The organism is Mycobacterium sp. (assembly GCF_049280035.1).
GTDB lineage: Bacteria > Actinomycetota > Actinomycetes > Mycobacteriales > Mycobacteriaceae > Mycobacterium.
The window spans coordinates 1-16,755 of the sequence record NZ_JBAPPI010000307.1 but is presented as its reverse complement, the minus strand read 5'-3'; the positions used below and the strand labels follow the sequence as shown (position 1 = coordinate 16,755).

Annotated in this window: 15 protein-coding genes and 1 pseudogene; 10 read left to right on the top strand and 6 right to left on the bottom strand. The window is 63.4% G+C overall.

Going from position 1 to position 16,755, the window contains the following annotated elements:
* The 6 genes from WAN71_RS10355 to WAN71_RS10330 form a co-directional block, all read left to right on the top strand.
* The coding region (locus tag WAN71_RS10355) for a glycoside hydrolase family 19 protein (RefSeq protein ID WP_422225244.1) at positions 1–710 on the top strand (710 nt) is incomplete at its 5' end.
* Positions 707–1,528 (top strand): DUF3298 domain-containing protein, encoded by an 822-nt coding sequence (locus WAN71_RS10350; protein ID WP_422225243.1) that lies wholly within the window; start codon positions 707–709, stop codon positions 1,526–1,528. The genes WAN71_RS10355 and WAN71_RS10350, both read left to right, overlap by 4 nt.
* A 129-nt stretch (positions 1,529–1,657) precedes the next feature.
* Positions 1,658–2,887, top strand: coding sequence for a hypothetical protein (locus WAN71_RS10345; RefSeq protein WP_422225245.1), 1,230 nt, complete (start codon positions 1,658–1,660; stop codon positions 2,885–2,887).
* Positions 2,884–4,029, top strand: coding sequence for a sulfotransferase family protein (locus WAN71_RS10340; protein ID WP_422225242.1), 1,146 nt, complete (start codon positions 2,884–2,886; stop codon positions 4,027–4,029). The genes WAN71_RS10345 and WAN71_RS10340 overlap by 4 nt, the downstream gene beginning before the upstream one ends.
* Positions 4,026–4,712, top strand: a complete 687-nt coding sequence (locus WAN71_RS10335) for a TetR/AcrR family transcriptional regulator (RefSeq protein WP_422225241.1) — start codon at positions 4,026–4,028, stop codon at positions 4,710–4,712. Before WAN71_RS10340 ends, WAN71_RS10335 begins: the two co-directional genes overlap by 4 nt.
* Complete coding sequence (locus WAN71_RS10330; RefSeq protein ID WP_422225240.1) at positions 4,703–5,506, top strand: SDR family NAD(P)-dependent oxidoreductase; 804 nt, start codon at positions 4,703–4,705, stop codon at positions 5,504–5,506. The genes WAN71_RS10335 and WAN71_RS10330 overlap by 10 nt, the downstream gene beginning before the upstream one ends.
* Positions 5,507–5,590: 84 nt before the next feature.
* Here the strand turns inward: WAN71_RS10330 and WAN71_RS10325 are convergent.
* A pseudogene (locus WAN71_RS10325) lies at positions 5,591–5,728 on the bottom strand (DUF4440 domain-containing protein); the annotation flags it as partial.
* A gap of 889 nt (positions 5,729–6,617) precedes the next feature.
* Here WAN71_RS10325 and WAN71_RS10320 point away from each other — a divergent pair.
* Positions 6,618–7,364, top strand: a complete 747-nt coding sequence (locus WAN71_RS10320; RefSeq protein WP_422225239.1) for an SDR family oxidoreductase — start codon at positions 6,618–6,620, stop codon at positions 7,362–7,364.
* 179 nt (positions 7,365–7,543) lie between these two features.
* Here WAN71_RS10320 and WAN71_RS10315 read toward each other — a convergent pair whose 3' ends face one another.
* On the bottom strand, positions 7,544–8,995 hold the full coding sequence (locus tag WAN71_RS10315; protein WP_422225238.1) for a catalase: 1,452 nt from the start codon (positions 8,993–8,995) through the stop codon (positions 7,544–7,546).
* 277 nt (positions 8,996–9,272) lie between these two features.
* Here WAN71_RS10315 and WAN71_RS10310 point away from each other — a divergent pair, with 277 nt between their 5' ends.
* Entirely contained in the window at positions 9,273–9,740 is a 468-nt protein-coding gene (locus WAN71_RS10310) for a hypothetical protein (RefSeq protein WP_422225237.1), read from the top strand.
* A gap of 56 nt (positions 9,741–9,796) precedes the next feature.
* Here the strand turns inward: WAN71_RS10310 and WAN71_RS10305 are convergent, their stop codons facing one another.
* Positions 9,797–11,059: a cytochrome P450 gene (locus WAN71_RS10305; RefSeq protein WP_422225236.1), complete on the bottom strand. Its 1,263-nt coding sequence runs from the start codon at positions 11,057–11,059 to the stop codon at positions 9,797–9,799.
* A 32-nt stretch (positions 11,060–11,091) separates the two neighbouring features.
* Positions 11,092–12,219: an amidohydrolase family protein gene (locus WAN71_RS10300; RefSeq protein WP_422225235.1), complete on the bottom strand. Its 1,128-nt coding sequence runs from the start codon at positions 12,217–12,219 to the stop codon at positions 11,092–11,094.
* Positions 12,220–12,336: 117 nt separating this feature from the next.
* On the opposite strand from WAN71_RS10300, the gene WAN71_RS10295 reads away from it, so the two are divergent.
* Positions 12,337–13,263: an alpha/beta hydrolase gene (locus tag WAN71_RS10295; RefSeq protein ID WP_422225234.1), complete on the top strand. Its 927-nt coding sequence runs from the start codon at positions 12,337–12,339 to the stop codon at positions 13,261–13,263.
* Positions 13,264–13,267: 4 nt separating this feature from the next.
* Here WAN71_RS10295 and WAN71_RS10290 read toward each other — a convergent pair whose 3' ends face one another.
* Positions 13,268–14,434, bottom strand: coding sequence for an acyl-CoA dehydrogenase family protein (locus WAN71_RS10290; protein WP_422225233.1), 1,167 nt, complete (start codon positions 14,432–14,434; stop codon positions 13,268–13,270).
* Between the two features lie 3 nt (positions 14,435–14,437).
* On the bottom strand, positions 14,438–15,463 hold the full coding sequence (locus WAN71_RS10285) for an acyl-CoA dehydrogenase family protein (RefSeq protein WP_422225232.1): 1,026 nt from the start codon (positions 15,461–15,463) through the stop codon (positions 14,438–14,440).
* Positions 15,464–15,634: 171 nt separating this feature from the next.
* Between WAN71_RS10285 and WAN71_RS10280 the strand changes: the two genes are divergently transcribed.
* The coding region (locus WAN71_RS10280) for an amidohydrolase family protein (RefSeq protein ID WP_422225231.1) at positions 15,635–16,755 on the top strand (1,121 nt) is incomplete at its 3' end.

The following is a 16,755-nucleotide window of genomic DNA, read 5'->3' as shown; positions in this document are numbered from 1 at the left end:
TCGACACGCTCAACACCAAAGCCCACGCGACCGATCATGAGCTGGCCACCGCTTTGAACGCCGCCGTCGGCGAAACCCAGCTCGACTACAACGGGCGTGAAATCCCGCAAGCGCCACCACAACCGGGCCACGGGATCACCGAGGACCAGTTCAAGCAGATCTTTCCCAACTACGCGACCAGCAACCACGTTCCGTTGTCTCCGGCTGACGCGGAAGCCAAAGCCAAAGCGTGGACCGCTGCGATCAATCAGGCCATGGACGAGGCGAACATCAACACTCCGGCACGCCAAGCCGCGTTCCTCGCGGAGGCCGCCGAGGAGACCGCCTGGGGCGACACCCTCACCGAGTACGCGGACGGCTCTGAGTACGACGGGCGCGCTGACTTGGGCAACATCAACCCGGGCGACGGCCCTAAGTACAAGGGGCGGGGCGGGCTGCAGCTGACCGGGCGTAACAATTACGCCGCCGCGGGGAAAGCCCTGGGGCTGGACCTGATCGACAACCCCGAGCAGGTGGCCAGCGATCCCGTCATCGGGTTCCGCACCGCTGGGTGGTTCTGGAATCACGGTACCGGCCTGGGCGACCTCAACCTGCTCGCCGACCAAGGCGACATCACAACCATCTCGCGGGCGATCAACGGTGGCGACCACGGCCTGCAAGCGCGCATCGACAACTACAACAAAATCCTGAAGCTGTTGGGAGCCTCATGATCTCGCACACCATGCCGCGGCTGCTCGCCGCGACGGTGTCCGTCGTAATCGGGTTGTCGTCGGTGGGCTGCGCGGGCACCAAGCCCGGCCACCCGCCTCCGCAGAGCGCGACGCCGAAGCCCGATTCCACCAGCACCACTCCCGGCGTCTCGGCGAACCCACCAGTGGCGTCCGGTGTGTCCAACGGCAAGGACTACACCGTCACGATGAAGCCGATCGACGGCACGACGCCCGATGGCGCGGGGCGCTGGCATGCGTTGGCGGGTCAGCTATCCGGCGGCGACCCGGCGGTGGCCGAAGCGTTTAACAAGTCCAGTGAGGCCTCGGCGCACCAGCAGGTCGACCAAGCCAGCTCCGACGCCGACGGGGTACGAGGATGGAGCTTCGAGCTCAAGTCGGCGTTGACGTTCCGGCCCACCGCGATCGGCGAAGTGCTGAGCGGGGCCTCCTACACCAAGGGAGCGGCACACCCCACCAACTACGTGAGCACGGTCGTCATCGACAGCCGCACCGCACATCCGATTACCCTGGGCGACCTGTTCACCGAGGAACAGTCCGGGCTGGATCGACTCTCCGAGCAAACCAAGCAAACCTGGCCTAAGGTCTACGGTCCCGGTGGTGACGGCGCCCCGATGCCCGACGAACCCGGCAACCGCCCCCTGCCGCAAAACTACGCCAACTGGATTCCCACCGCGGCGGGGCTGGAGCTGCACTTTGCGGACGGCCAGTTTGGGCACGGTCTGCCGGTGATCACCGTGCCGTGGTCGGCGCTCGCCGACCTGCTGGCCCCGGACATGAAGGCGCTCGCCCAGGGCTGACGGGTGAGCTCCGGGCCAGTCCGATCGAACATTGACACACTTGGCGGCGGCTGAGATAGTGAACCACCGCATTAAATGAAAACACTATTTTCGGATAAGCGCTCCCAACAGCCTCAAAGCGGAGGAAACATCAGCGTGGAGCAGAAACCACTGGCCTGGTTACCGCACTCGATCGCGGAGGCGTCGTTGACCGGGAACCCACGCGGCTCCGAGAAAGACCTGTCGGCGGCGTGGGCACATCTGCTCCACCAGCTCGAACGCGTCGGGCAGATCGTGCAGTCCGATCCCGCGACCCGGAATGGGGTCGATTTCGCGTCAGGGATGCGCCATCTGCTGGTGCTGCTGGCCGCCGGCGTCGACGAGGCGCTGCGGTTTGATCCGGATCCAATCCTGTCCGTCCAGCGCGCCAGCACCAACGACATCATCACCTGGGGTATGGAGTGCCCGGACTGCATCTATACACGGGCAACGTTGCGCGGCGGGGAAAGCTACCGCCTGTTCGGTAATCGTGGCACCGCCCGGTATGTCGGGCTGCAAACGATGGACGGAATCGTCTCGACCGCAAATGAATTGGTCGACGAACTTGCGGTGGAGGCTGACGGCAACTTCGAGGTGATCCTGTCTCGGGACGAACGCGGTGGAAACTGGATGCGCATCGAGGGCGACCACCCCACTTTGACGGTGCGACACTTCTTCTACGACTGGGACACCGAGGTGCAGTCCTCTCTGCGAATAGAGCGGCTCGGTGGGGCCGTTGAGCATGAGATGGCCCCGATCAATCCCGACGTACAAGTGTCCCGTCAGCTCGTCGCCCTCGGCGACTTTGTTCACGACAACCTCCAGTTCTTTCTCCAGTTCGGCGGTGCAGCTCCGGCCAATGGCTTTCTCCCCCCGATTGATCGGACCGGCATGGGCGCAGCCGCGGAGAACAGACCGGTTATCGGCCGCTGGGAGCTCGGTCCTGATGAGGCGCTCATTCTCGAAGTTGAACCGCCCCAGGGCGTTTACTGGAGTTATTCACTCGGGAATCCGTGGTGGGAAACCATCCACTACGGACGACATCAGTCCAGTCTGAATGCACACCAGGTCGCCGTGGACTCCGACGGCCTGGTGCGCGTTGTGCTGTGCGCGCGCGATCCCGGAGTAGCGAACTGGCTCGACACCGCCGGCCACAGCAACGGCGCAATGATCCTTCGTTGCGTGCGCACCACGACAGCACCGACACCCAGCGCCCGATTGGTGTCCTTCGACGACATCGCATCTGCCTTGCCGCCCGACACGAAGAGAGTGATCGCCGACGAGCGGACATCCGTCCTTGAGCGCCGCCGACGCGCCGTGCACGAAAGGTTCGCAGTGTGACATTCTCGGCCGACGAACTCGAAGACGGAGCCCGCGCTGCGACGGGCCTCGACGACTTCGGATCGCCCTATTACCGGGAGGGCCTCGAACGGACCGTCGAAGCGTTGAACACCGAAGCTGAGCTTTCCGGGATGGGCGAGGTCATTCAACACGCCACGATCAGCAATGCCCTGATCCAACGCCTGAAGGTCGAGGAAACCTATGCCCGGCATCCCGAAATCGACGATGAGGTGGTGGGCGGCCCCGTCTTCGTCATCGGATTGCCGCGGACGGGAACGACGGCTCTGAGCCAATTGGTAGCTGCCGACCCCCAATTCCGGTCGCTGCGGATGTGGGAATCGCAGGCTCCGACCCCACCGCCAGAGGCCGCAACCCAGTACACCGATCCCCGCATTGCACAAGCCGAGGCCGGCTTGGAGATGTTGAACGAGATGTTCCCGCTGATGAAGACCCTCCACAACTCTGAAGCGACGGCAGCCACGGAATGCCAAGACCTGATGGGAATGAGCTTTCGCACCTTCCATTTTGACGGTGCCGTGCGGGTGCCGAGTTACCTGGCTTGGCTGATGGGCTGCGATATGCGCGAAACGTATGTGTTTCATCGTCGGGTGCTCAAACTTCTGCAGTGGCATTGTCCGCCGGTTCTGTGGCACCTCAAAACTCCGGTGCACATGTTTGCGCTCGACGCGCTCGTCGAGGCGTACCCCAACGCCAAGTTCATGTGGAGCCACCGTGATCCAGCCAACGTGATGGGATCGCTGTGCAGCCTCATCCGATACGTTCGTAGTTGGAGTAGCGATCGCGACGACCCTGAAGAACTCGGCGCGGAGCAGCTCGATAGCTGGGCTGAGGCTGTTCGCCGGGCGATGGACTTCCGCAAACGTGTTGGCGAGGAGCGATTTTCCGATGTCGCATTCGCGGACTTGCAGTCGGACCCGGTGAATACCTTGAGGGCAAGCTACGAGTCCTTGGGGTTAGTGTTCTCCGATGCGGCCGCCGGCTCGGTCGAGGAATGGGCCGCCAAGCACAAGCCGGGCACTCGCGGCGCGCACAACTACGAGCTAGCCGATTTCGGTCTTACCCCGCAGGGGATTCGCGAACGATTTGTGGACTACCTCCACACGTATGACGCGACCGCATGAGCGTCCCAGTCACGCGGCGGCGAAGCAAGCTTGCCCCCGATCCCGATACACGCCGTGCGATCGTGGCCGCAGCATCGAAATCACTCCGCGAGCACGGCGTCCAAGGGCTGAGCATCGCCGCGGTGCTCCAGCGCGCTCAACTCAGCACTCGCGCGTTCTATCGCCATTTCGAATCGAAGGACCAGCTTGTGTCGACGGTCTTTCTCGAGATGGCGACCACTGAAAAGCGAAGGTTAAGAAGGAAAATGGCAGCAGTAGACACGCCGGCTGAGGCTGTCGCTGCCTGGATCGACGGACGACTCGACCTCGCATTCAGCGAGAACATCAAATCTGATCTGCGTCGCATGTCCCTCGAGGCGCAATCGCAAAGTTTCGCGGCCCCCGAGCTGATACAGCCGGCGTACGCCGAGATGCTCGAGCCGCTCATCGACCAGATCCGGCGGGGTCTGGCACTTGGCGATTTCCATAGCGTTGACCCGATGGCCGGGGCGCAGTCCATTCAGGGCGTCGTGTGGGCGAGCACCGAACGGCAATGGGCAACAGGCGACTGCGAGCGTGTAGAGGTCCGAGAACGCACGGTGCGATTCTGCTTGCGCGGTTTGGGCGTAGCGGCTGCGACGATCACTCGAATCGCGGGAAACCATGCACCGCAGCCTGATCACGAGGAGAGACGATGGACCTAGGCTTGGCCGGATCGACCGCCGTCGTCACCGGCGGCAGCAAGGGCATGGGGCTGGCCATCGCCGAAACCTTGGCAGCAGAGGGAGCCCGCGTTGCCGTCATGGCCCGAGGCAGGGCGGGTCTCGATGCCGCAGAGGAAAAGCTCAGAGCCGCAGGTGCTCCGGACGCCGTGGGAATCAGCGTGGATATGGCCGATGCTGCCTCCATCGTTGACGGCTTCGCCGTCGTCGCCGACCGCTGGGGTGAACTCAACAGCTTGGTACACACCATCGGACCGGGCGACGGGTACTTCGAGGAGATGGACGACGCAGAATGGGACGCCACTTTCGCGCTCGGCACCATGTCGGGCGTGCGCTCAATTCGTGCCGCATTGCCCATGCTCCGCGCCGCTGACTGGGCTCGCATCGTGACGCTGTCCGCGCATTCCATCCAGCGACAGAATCCACGCATCGTCGCCTACACCGCGTCGAAGGCAGCGCTGTCCAGCGTCACCAAGAACTTGTCTAAAAGCCTTGCCACGGATGGCATTCTGGTCAACTGCGTGTGCCCCGGCACCATCGTGACTGCGAGCTTTACCGAGAACCTCAGGGACATTCTCGCAGCCGACGGCCTCGATGCCTCGAATCCGCACGATGTGATGACTTGGATCGAGAACAACTTCCACCAGCCGTGCGATCTCGGCCGCGCCGGGCTCCCCGAGGAGATAGCCTCCATCACGGCTTACCTGGCGTCCCGACGCAACGGGTATGTCACCGGGGCAACGGTGAACGTCGACGGTGGCTCGGACTTCGTGTGACAGGCGGGAGGCCCGCCACCCGATGTGGGATTACGGGCCGACCCCATTCCAGGAGCGTCGCCTTTGGTCGGACAAGCGGTCCTACTACCCCGCCGCGACCTGTTTCCTGCCGTAGACGCGCTCCATTACCGCCGTGTCTGTGTGCGCCTGTACCCGGACCGTCCTGCCGTCCTGAAGTGTGAATACGTCGGCGTCTTGGCCTCTTTCGTCGCCGACCGCCAGTGCGTGCGCCAACACGAATCGGTTGCTCGTTCGCGCCCGTCGGGATCACTTTCTCAGGCTGCGGGTTAGTCCAAGGATCCCGGCCGCCACAAAGGGGACCGGGGAGAGCGTGGCGATCAGTGCGCTTTTGGAACCGACTAGCGGCTTGCTGCGAAGCCCGGTAACGAAGTCGGCTCCATCACTAGCCAGTCCAACCGTCGCCCACCGTTTCAATTCGCCTTCTTCGCCACGTGCCCAAGCCACACATGCACCGGAGCCGAGAACCACATCACGGATCCCAATGGTCCGCATGAGTAGTGTTTCTGTCCCGGATCCGGGCGAAAAGATCCGGCTCGGCGCGAAGATCATCACGGCTCCCACGGCGACACGGGCCGCCGCGACCAGCGCCAAGATCGGGGTCGATGCCTGGGTTTTTTCATGCACCACGGCTCGACCCTACTCACCCTGTGTGTTCCTCAGGCTGACCTTGCCGGCCCGCGTCTGCAAAACCGACTTCCGCAACCTTCTCGACTACGATCACCATCAACACCTCCCACGAACAGAACGCCTCAGGATCTGCCTGGTGGGACTCGCCTATAGCTCTGACCAGCACCTTCTCTATGGAGCTGCCGGGAATCGAAACTGACGCTCTACCAGGGCTTTTGCCTTTTGAGCCGCCAGTTCGTTCCGTTTCGATCCGATTCGCTCCCGCTCGTTACCTGCGATTTCGTTCTCGAGCCTTCACGCCGTCAAGAGTGGTCACCCACCGGCGCGAGCTCCCGGTTCGCCTGGCCGCCCGAGAAGCTGTTCGTGCTAGCAGTGGCGTCGCAGGAATAACGTGACATGTCACGTGTTGTTACTGACCTAACTGCTTAGCGATTTGTGTCCACCTCAAACAAAGGAGATCACCATGGGTCAGCTTTCTGGAAAGACGGCACTCGTCACCGGCGGCAACTCCGGCATCGGCCTCGCCACCGCACAGCGGTTGGCAGCCGAAGGCGCACACGTCTTCATCACCGGGCGAAATCAGAAGACTCTCGACGACGCCGTGGCGTCGATCGGAGCGGAAGCAACCGGCATCCGCGGCGACGTGTCGAATCTCGACGACCTCGACAACGTTGCCGATGCCATCGGGGCCCGTGGACGCGGCCTGGATGTTGTGTTCGCCAATGCCGGCGGGGGCGAATTGGCGACGCTGCCCGACGTGACCGTCGAACAGTTCGCCATCACATTTCAGATCAACGTCGGCGGAATCCTGTTCACGCTGCAGAAGGTCTTGCCCTTGCTGAAACCAGGAGCGTCGATCGTGTTGACCGGTTCAACCTCCGCGCACGGAGGCACACCCGCAATGGGCGTGTACGCGGCGTCGAAAGCTGCCATCCGCTCGCTGGGGCGCACGTGGGCGGCTGAGTTGGTCGACAGAGGCATCCGGGTCAACACCGTCGTACCGGGTCCAATTGAGACGCCAGGACTGAAGGGCCTGGCACCGAGCGGCCAGGAACAGGCACTGCTCGACGCCCAGGCGTCGAATGTGCCGATGGGTCGGGTGGGGCGGCCCGAGGAAGTCGCCGCCGCGGTGGTATTCCTCGCCTCCGACGAGAGCAGCTTCATGACCGGAACCGAGCTGTTCGTCGACGGCGGCGAAAGACAGCTATAACCGCTACGGTGCTGCCGCATTAGCAGCGGACGACCAAAAGAAAACACCCCACTTCGGCGCGCACCTGTCATGGCCGCCAGGGCTTCTAGGAACTCACCTCCTAGCGAGCAACCGGCGAAGAAGCAGCCGGGCCGGTTCGGCGAAGGAACGATTCATCGAGCAGCGGGCGCCCGCCGGCCTCAGCTCGCTGAGCTTGCCCGGACTCCCTCCTCGACCTTCTTGCCGAGATCCGGGTCCACGTTGCGCCAATACTCGAACACCCGCGACAGGACCGGCTCCTTGACGCCCTTCAGGACGTGTCCAACGATGTTGTGCACCAGCCGATCTCGCGCGTCGTCATCGAGAACCTCGCGCACCAGGGTGCCGGGCTGACCCCAGTCGTCGTCCTCTGCGCGCAGCGTGTAGGCGGCCCGGATCATTTCGCCGTCGGCCTGCCAGCGCACCTCGGCGGCGCGCGTCGGGTCCGCCTGCGGACCACCGTAGGAGTTCGGTGCGTACACCGGATCGGAGACGTTTTTGATCCGCATCGCGCCGTCCTTGGAGTAGCTATCGACCTCCACATGTGGCGTGTTGACCGGAATCTGCTTGTAGTTGGTCCCCAGCCGCGCACGGTGCGCATCGGCATAGGAGAAACCGCGGGCCAGCAGCATCTTGTCCGGGCTAAGGCCAGTGCCGGGCACAATATTGTTCGGTTCGAACGCCGCCTGCTCGATCTCCGTGTGGTAGTCGGTCACGTTGCGGTCGAGCGTCAGCTTGCCCACATCGATCAGCGGATAGTCGCTGTGCGGCCACACCTTCGTCAGGTCGAACGGATTAAACCGATAGGTCTTGGCCTCCTCGAACGGCATGATCTGCATTTTCAACGTCCAACTCGGGAAGTCGCCGCCCTCGATCGCCTCATAGAGGTCGCGTTGGTGGTAGTCGCCATCCTCGCCGGCCAGCCGATCGCCGTCCTCCTGGGTCAGGAAGTCGATGCCCTGATCGGTGATGAAGTGGTACTTCACCCAGAAGATCTCGTCGGCGGCGTTGATCCAGCTGTAGGTGTGGCTGCTGTAGCCGTTCATGTGGCGCCAGCTCTTGGGGATTCCGCGGTCGCCCATCAGCCAGGTCACCTGATGAGCCGACTCCGGCGACAAGCTCCAGAAGTCCCACTGCATGTTGTTGTCCCGCAGGTTGGTTGCCTGCATACGCTTCTGAGAGCGGATGAAATGCTGGAATTTCAGCGGGTCGCGGATGAAGAAGACCGGCGTGTTGTTGCCGACCATGTCGAAGTTGCCCTCCGATGTGTAGAACTTCAGCGAAAATCCGCGCGGGTCGCGCCACGTGTCTGGGCTGCCCCGCTCGCCGGCGACGGTGGAGAATCTGATCAGCGTCTCGGTCTTGGTGCCCGGCTGGAATACCGCAGCTCTGGTGTACTTACTGACATCGTTGGTCACTTCGAAGTGCCCAAACGCCCCGCCGCCTTTGGCATGCGGCTGGCGTTCCGGAATTCGCTCCCGATTGAACTGGGCCATCTGCTCGATCAGGTAGTGATCCTGCAGCAGGATCGGACCGTCAGGCCCGATCGTCAACGATTGTTCGTCACTGGGTGCGGGGGCACCGCCGTCGGTGGTGGTGTAACGCTCGGTCATATAACTGCCTCCTCGTCGAACAGCCGCACCAAAACAATCTGGCGGTGGGCTGTGCGGTAGAGGTACCCGCAAACAGCACAAAGTAGCCGCGTGCCACATTGACGGTCAGCGACCAACGCTCGTGCAGCAATCGGTCAGGTTCCGCCTTCGCGCTCAAACATTGTTTTCTTTTCGTTAGGAAGGTTTAGCGCAGCCGTTATCTGGGAAATTACACGCGTGTAACTAACTTGGCTGCACCTTCGGGTCAGCCCATAAAGAACCGAAAAAGGACAACCACATGAACACCGTTCTCTACTTCAGCCCCAATGGCGTCGTCTATGAAACCCACGCCTACAGCAGCGCCGATATCGCCGAACTCGTTCACGACTGTGGGCTTGAAAGTCTGACCAGTGCCGATCGACAGTTCGACTTCTGGTTCACTCCCTCAACACGGCGGTGCCGCCGCAAAGTCAACCGCAGCGCCACCGAAATGCTTTTGGCCACAACTCGGTTCAGCGCCAAAACAGTGCCGCTGTTGCGGGGCGGAGTTGTGGTCGCCACCCACGACTCAGGTGGCGAGCTCGATGGGCTCAGCTGGCAGCAGCTCGACCTCCTCATTCAGAACAGTTGCACCCTGACAAGGCGCGACGATCGGGTGCTTAGCCGTCGGACCAGGCGCGACGAGGGGCGTCAGCGGCGCAACGTCGTCGCCGCAGACGCCGCGACCGGCCGCCGCCTGGGACAACACCCCGTTGCCCGGCACTGATTGACCACAAGGTCCGCGTGACGCCCCGGTTGTCACTCACGCAGCGCACTATTTTCCTAGACCCACGCAAGCTCGACCTTTTGCCAGCCGTTCAGCAGCGCCGTCGGGTTGCGCTGCAGCGCTCCGGCTATCTCGAGCCGGTCGAGGTACGGAAGTAGGCCGCCGACCGCCGCGCGCACTTCCTGTCCTGCAAGGTGCGCGCCCAAACAGAAGTGGATGCCATGTCCGAATGCCAGATTCTTGCCGGGGGGCCGGGTGATCAGGAAGCGGTCGGGATCATCGAAGCGGCGCGGATCACGGTTGGCCGCGGCCATGTGCAACGCGATGATGGCGCCCTTGGGGATTGGCGTGCCGGCGATCTCGTTGTCTTCGGTCGCCTCACGAAAGGCGAACTGGATCGGGGAGGTCAATCGATTGGCTTCGTCGACCGCATTGGGCAGCAGTCCAGGATCGTCGAGCAACAACTTGAGCTGGTCCGGGGAAGAGAGGAGCTCGACCACGGCGTTGCCGATCAGATTCGTCGTCGTCTCGTTGCCGGCGACCATGATGGTGATCGCCACCATCAACGTTTCGACGTTGCTCAGTGACTCGTTGTCGATCGCCGCGACCATGGCACTGACCAAGTCGCCCTTGGGTTGTGCGCGACGCGCCTCAATGAGCGGCACGAAGTACGTGCTGAACTCCTTGATGGTGCTCAACATCAACTCGTTACGTTCGGCAGGGCTGCTGAATACCGCCCCCGCTGCGGCGGCGAACGCGTCTGACCAGCGCTTGGCCTGGCTGTAGTGGCTGCCGTCGATGCCGAGGATGTGGCAGATCATTTCGACAGGCAACGGAACGGCGAGGCGCTCGACCAGGTCGAAGGCGGGTTGGCCCTCGATTCCGGCCAAACAGCGTTCGACGATCTCCTCGATCGCAGTCGCCATCTCCTTGATGCGCGGCGGCGTGAATCCCCTGCTGACGATGCGGCGCATGCGGGTGTGTTGGGGTGGGTCGGCCGCGGCGATGGTCTTCGCGGAAGCCATCTCGGCCATGTCCACCGGGATGCCCGCGGCCAGCGCGAGCAGTCGCTCGACCACCTCTGGTTTCATCTCGTCATCGGGCGGAGCCGCCCCCTCGTAGGGATTGGGTCGCGATGAAAATTGCTCCGGGTTGGACTGCACTGCCTTGACATCGTCGAACCGCGACACCACCCAGATGTCAGAGCTGGTGTGGTAGACGGGAAATCGCTCCCGCAGTTCGGCAAGTACTCCCGGCAGCTGGTCGCCTGGTCCGGGCTTGAACGGGTCGAAGATGAAATCGGATCCATTCGCGCTCATCGTGTCTCCCGTCTCTCCGGTCACAGGTTCGCTCAATCCCAAAAGCGGTACAGCGTACGGGCATTGAGCTCAACGATCTTTCGGGCCTCATCGTCGGGCACGTCGACGAGATGCTCGGCGAGCAGCTTGCGGGTGTGCGGCCAATTGGAGTCCGAGTGCGGATAGTCGCTTTCGAACATGATGTTGTCGATGCCGATCCGGTGCCGTTGCTCGATACCCGACTGGTCAGAGATGAAGCAGCCGTAAATGTGCTCCCGGAATAGCTCGGAGGGAAGCTTGTCGGCGTTGATGTTGCACCAATACTTGTGTCGGCCCCAGGAGTAGTCGATGCGTTCCAGCAGATACGGCATCCAGCCGATGCCGCCCTCGGAAAGCGCGACTTTGAGCTTGGGAAACTTGTAGAACACGTCGGACATCAACAGGTCGACGGTTGCCATCATCGAGTTCACCCCGAAAAGCGCGATGCTGATGAACATATCGCCGTCCGGCGCGAGGCCCTGCGGCGTGCCGCCGGAGCCGAAGTGCATCGACAGCGGAAGTTCGGCTTCCTCGCAGATCCGCAGGATGGGATCCCAATGGTCGGTGTGGAACGACGGCAAGCCAAGTTTGTGCGGCGCCTCGATAAACGAAACCGACTTCGCGCCCTTGGCGGCGGTGCGTTCGATCTCGGCCACCGACGCGTCGATGTCCCAGATCGGGACCATCATCAACGGGATCTGGCGCTCGGGGGCATAGGCACACCACTCATCGAGGATGAAGTCGTTGTAAGCGCTAACGCAGAGCTTCGCGAAGTCCTTGTCCTCGGCGGCGTAAAAGGTGCTGCCGGCGAATCCGCCGAAGTTCGGGAAGCACAGCTGGGCCCAGGTGCCCTCGATGTCCATGTCCTTGATGCGGTCGGCGATGTCATGACACCCCGGCAGCATGTCGTCGTAGCTGCGTGGGTCCATGCCGAAGTCGCGCGGGTGCTTGCCCGCCACCGCGTTGAGAGCAAAGTTGCCCGACTGCCGCCCTTCGTAAAGCCAGGTGTCGTTGCCGTCGGGGAGCTTCACGATGCGCGGCGCCACGTCCTCGTACTTTGCGGGAAGCCGGTCAAGCCAAACGCGGGGATGTTCGATGACATGGTCGTCAACGGAAATGATTCTTGCGTCTTCGGGAAGCATATGATCTCTTTCTGAAAGGTATCGCATCTCCACAGTAGAACGCTACCTGCGTCAGATGCAACGGGCATACTATGCTGACGCCGCAATGAAGTAATCACATGTGCTGGGAGGCGGTTGATGGTCACGCTGCGTCGAGAAGCACTTGACCCCGAGATTCGCGAGGCCGTCCGCGATCTGCCCGACTTCGTGTTCTCGGCGGAGACGGTACCGATGATGCGGCAGAACGGGGTGTTCGCGCCCGTGCCGGCACCCGACATCGAGCGCACCGACCTGGCGACCGAACCCGACGGCGGGGTCGCGCTGACCCTGCTGCGTCCCCGCGACGCTGCCGATGACCTGCCGGCCCTGTACTGGATGCATGGCGGCGGGACGGTGATCGGAAACCGCTTTATGGATAACGCCCGGCTCAACGAATGGTGCCGGTCACTGTCCTGCGCCTGCGTCAGCGTCGAATACCGGTTGGCACCGGAAGCACCGTATCCGCTGCCGCTAGACGACTGCGACAACGGACTGCGGTACATCGTTGATCACGCAGCCGATCTGCGGTTGGACCCGAGCCGTATCGGGGTCGGCGGACGCAGCGCCGGCGGGTTACTGGCCGCCGCTCTCGGGTTGCGTTGGCGGGACCAGGAACTCGATGGTCTGGGATTCGCATACCTTGAATACCCGATGCTCGATGACCGGATGACCACACCGTCGAGCGCGCTCGACGGCCTTCCAATGTGGAGTCGGGAGTCCAACGCGTTCGGCTGGCGCAGCTATCTGGGCGAGCGCTACGGAACAGACGACGTGCCGCCGGACGCGGTTCCCGCCAGGGCCGCCGAGCTGGCGGGCCTACCGCCGACGTTCATCAGCGTGGGCACGGCGGACTGCCTTCGCGACGAGTCGATCGATTTTGCCGCTCGCCTGTGCCGGGCCGGCGTGTCGACGGAGCTTCACGTCTATGCCGGCGCGATTCACGGGTTCGACATGTTCGCCGACTCCGCGGTGGCCAAATGCGCCGCGCGCGACAGTACGGATTGGCTGGCCCGCCAATTCCGCTGACCTGTCAGCGCCGTGGACGGCTGCGGGGTAGCCCTAACCTGTTCTCGACGATCAGGCTGCGCAGCACTTCGCTGGAACCGCCGTAAATCGTGGTGGCGACCGCACTGCGGTAGTGGGTATCAAGGGCGCCATCAACGGCAGCGTCTGGGTCAGTCCAATCCAGCATGCCCGCGATTCCGGCGATATCGGCGGCGGCGGCCGACGCCCGCACATAGCTTTCAGGTCCGAACAGCGCCGACACCGGGCCCGGCTTCTCGCCTTCGGCGTCCAGGAACGCCACGCGCAAGGCGAGCAGGTCGGCTACCTCGGCCTGCATCGCCATATGGGCCAGGCGCTCACGCACCAGGGGATCGTTGATGAGCGTTCTGCCGTCCGTTCCCGGATGCGTGCGGGCGAATTCGAGCGCATCGGCTGCCACCAATCCCGTCCGTGAGGCGGGCGCGACGTTCTGCTCGGCCTCCAACGCGGCGAGCATCACCGAAAGGCCCTGGTGCGCTTCGCCAATCCGGTTGGCATCGGCGACCCGCACGTCGTTGTAGAACACGATGTTGGTGCGTTCATTGCCCATGGTGTACACCGGCCGGATCTCGATACCGGGTGAATCCAGCGGTACCAGCAGCATCGTCAGGCCCCGGGTACCGACGGACCCTGGCGCCGAGCGGGTGAGCAGAAAGCAGTAGTCAGCGAGATGCGCAAAGGTGGTGAAGATCTTCTGGCCGTTGACAATCCAGTCTTCACCGTCTTGCTCGGAGCGGGTCGCGCAGGCGAAGACATCAGATCCGCCCGCGGGTTCGGTGTAGCCGAGGCAGATGAGAATCTCGCCGGCCGCAACGCCCGGCAAAATCCTGGCCTTCAGCTCCGATGAGCCCACGGCCCTGATCGCATTGGCCGGCAGCATCGTCGTCCCGGGCCCGATCGTAGGAACGCCTCCCCGGCGCAGCGTATCGTGCAGCACAGCGGTCTCGAAGTGATCGAGTCCGGCCCCACCCTCCTCCACCGGCCAGACCGGGGCGATCCATCCGCGCTGCCCCAGCTTTCGCGTCAGCTCCCGGTCGGCACCGTCTCCGGTGCGTCGCTCGTTTTCGATCACCTCGCGGGTGACATACCGTGCGACGAATTCTTCTGCGTCGCTGCGGATTCGGGCCCAGTTCGCGGGTTCGCTAAAGTCCATGGCTCAGCGACCTCCTGTGCTCGCCGGGCCGAAGCGTCTGTCGGCGAGGGTGAGCAGTTCGCGCCGCGGATCGGCGAATGCGACCGCCCATGCTTTGGCACGTCGGTAGTAGAGCTGGATGTCGTACTCTTCCATGAAGCCGTATCCGCCGTGGACATGAAGGCTGTGTCCGGCTGCCTGATACGCGGTCTCGGCGGCGAAGACGAACGACATTGAGGCCAACGCCGGCCCGTCGGCTTGCCCCGAATCCAATGCCCAACAGGCCTTTTGGATCAACAGTTGTGCCCCGTCCAACGCCGCGACAGCGTCGGCGAAGGGGTGAGCGACCGCCTGGTACATCGCGATGGGCTGCCCGAACGCGTGACGCACCTTCGCGTAATCAGAGCCGATGCGCACGGCCTCGGCGGCCAGCCCGATCAGTGCCGCCGCCCGCAGCACGCGGACCTCATCAAGAGCTGTGGCGAACATCGTCCGGGCCGAATCGCCCTCGGCGAGGCAGCGGCGCTCGCAGCCGGCGGGCCATCGGGCCAACGCCAACCCGCCGAAGTTGGGCCGCGGGGTTCGGGCCAGCCCGGCCGGCCGTATCACATAAAGCAGAGAACTCCCCTCGACGGCGAGAATCGCATCCGCGATCGCTCCGTCGACGAGCAGCTGCTTCGCGACCGGTCCCGGTCCGGTGGCCAGCGACACGATAGACGAGCCGGTCAGCACCGGGCCGATCAGCTCCTTTTCCCCAAGCCGGCCCAGCAGCCGCGCCGCGGCCGCGGTCTCGGCGACCGGTATTGGGGCGAGGCGGCGGCCCGCCTCCTCCGCTACTAGCGCCAGCTCGAGCAGACCCCCGCCCACGCCGCCGCAATCCGACGCGACGCCGATCCCTAGCGCTTCCGTCTCGCTGAAGCGCCGCCACAGGTCCTGGTCCAAGCCCGACGACTCCGCCGCCCGGACGCGCTGTGGCGTCGCCTCCTTTCGGAAGAGTGCCGCGAAAGTCTCCCGGACCGCACGTTGTTCTTCGCTCAGCCGCAGGTCCACACCAGATTCCTCTCGTGTCCGAGGGCTCGGCGGCAAGGGTAGGACTGCCGTAGCGAGCACATTACCCCTGCCGGAGTCAACACATGCAAAAAAGTAGTGGGCTGTTCTCTTCTCACGCACCCGATGTTACTGTCAAGCGCAATAGGCACCGGCCAAACTCAGGAGGGCTAGATGAAACCAAAGTTGGGTTTTCCGGTCTTCGATGGTGATAACCACATGTACGAGACCCGCGATGCGCTGACGAAATTCCTGCCAACCGAGTATCACGGCGCGATCCGCTATGTCGAGGTGGACGGCCGCACCAAGATCGCCACCTTGGGACAGATCAGCGAGTACATCCCCAACCCGACCTTCGATAAGGTCGCCGCGCCCGGCGCCCAAGAGGACTACTTCCACAACGGCAATCCGGAAGGCAAATCGCATCGCGAGATCCTGGGCAAGGCGATCGAGGCAACCCCCGCGATGCGTGAACCGGCACCCCGGCTGGCGCTGCTCGACGAGCAGGGCATCGACAAATCGATGATGTACCCGACGCTGGCGAGCCTGGTGGAGGAACGCTTCCGGGACCACCCAGAGGCGACCCACACGATCATTCACGCCCTGAACCAGTGGTTGCATGAGACCTGGCAATTCGACTACAAGGGCCGCATCTTTACCACACCCATCATCACCTTGCCGATCGTGGAGAAGGCGATCGACGAGCTGAACTGGGTGGTCGAGCGCGGGGCGCGCGCCATTCTCATCCGGCCGGCGCCGGTGCCCGGCCTCCACGGCCCGCGCTCGTTCGCGCTGCCCGAATTCGACCCGTTCTGGAAGCGGGTCGTGGAGACCGGCGCGCTCGTCATCATGCACGCCTCCGACAGCGGGTATTCCCGCTACGCCAACGACTGGGAGGGTTCCGGCGAGTTCCGGCCGTTCCAGCCTTCCCCGTTCCGCTCCTACTACAGCCTGGCCCGCAACCCGGCCGAGGATGCGGTCGCGGCGCTGGCCTGCCACGGACTCCTGACGCGGTTTCCCGAGCTTCGGATCGGCATGGTGGAGAACGGAACAACTTGGCTGCCCCGGCTGCTGGAGAACCTCAGCGACACTCGCAAGAAGATGCCGCAGCTCTACAGCGAGAATCCCCTGGAGGCCATCTGCCGCTGCGTCTACTTCAATCCGTTCTGGGAGGAGAACGTGGCTGAGCTTGCGAAGCTGGTGCCGATCGATCACCTGTTCTTCGGCTCGGACTATCCCCATCCCGAGGGACTGGCGGATCCCCTCAGCTACGCCGAGCGTCACCCGGAGTTAAG

Coding starts and splice junctions, on each gene's coding strand:
- WAN71_RS10350 (WP_422225243.1), top strand. CDS start 707: ATGATCTCGCACACCATGCCGCGGCTGCTCGCCGCGACGGTGTCCGTC.
- WAN71_RS10335 (WP_422225241.1), top strand. CDS start 4,026: ATGAGCGTCCCAGTCACGCGGCGGCGAAGCAAGCTTGCCCCCGATCCC.
- WAN71_RS10330 (WP_422225240.1), top strand. CDS start 4,703: ATGGACCTAGGCTTGGCCGGATCGACCGCCGTCGTCACCGGCGGCAGC.
- WAN71_RS10320 (WP_422225239.1), top strand. CDS start 6,618: ATGGGTCAGCTTTCTGGAAAGACGGCACTCGTCACCGGCGGCAACTCC.
- WAN71_RS10315 (WP_422225238.1), bottom strand. CDS start 8,995: ATGACCGAGCGTTACACCACCACCGACGGCGGTGCCCCCGCACCCAGT.
- WAN71_RS10310 (WP_422225237.1), top strand. CDS start 9,273: ATGAACACCGTTCTCTACTTCAGCCCCAATGGCGTCGTCTATGAAACC.
- WAN71_RS10305 (WP_422225236.1), bottom strand. CDS start 11,059: ATGAGCGCGAATGGATCCGATTTCATCTTCGACCCGTTCAAGCCCGGA.
- WAN71_RS10300 (WP_422225235.1), bottom strand. CDS start 12,219: ATGCTTCCCGAAGACGCAAGAATCATTTCCGTTGACGACCATGTCATC.
- WAN71_RS10295 (WP_422225234.1), top strand. CDS start 12,337: ATGGTCACGCTGCGTCGAGAAGCACTTGACCCCGAGATTCGCGAGGCC.
- WAN71_RS10290 (WP_422225233.1), bottom strand. CDS start 14,434: ATGGACTTTAGCGAACCCGCGAACTGGGCCCGAATCCGCAGCGACGCA.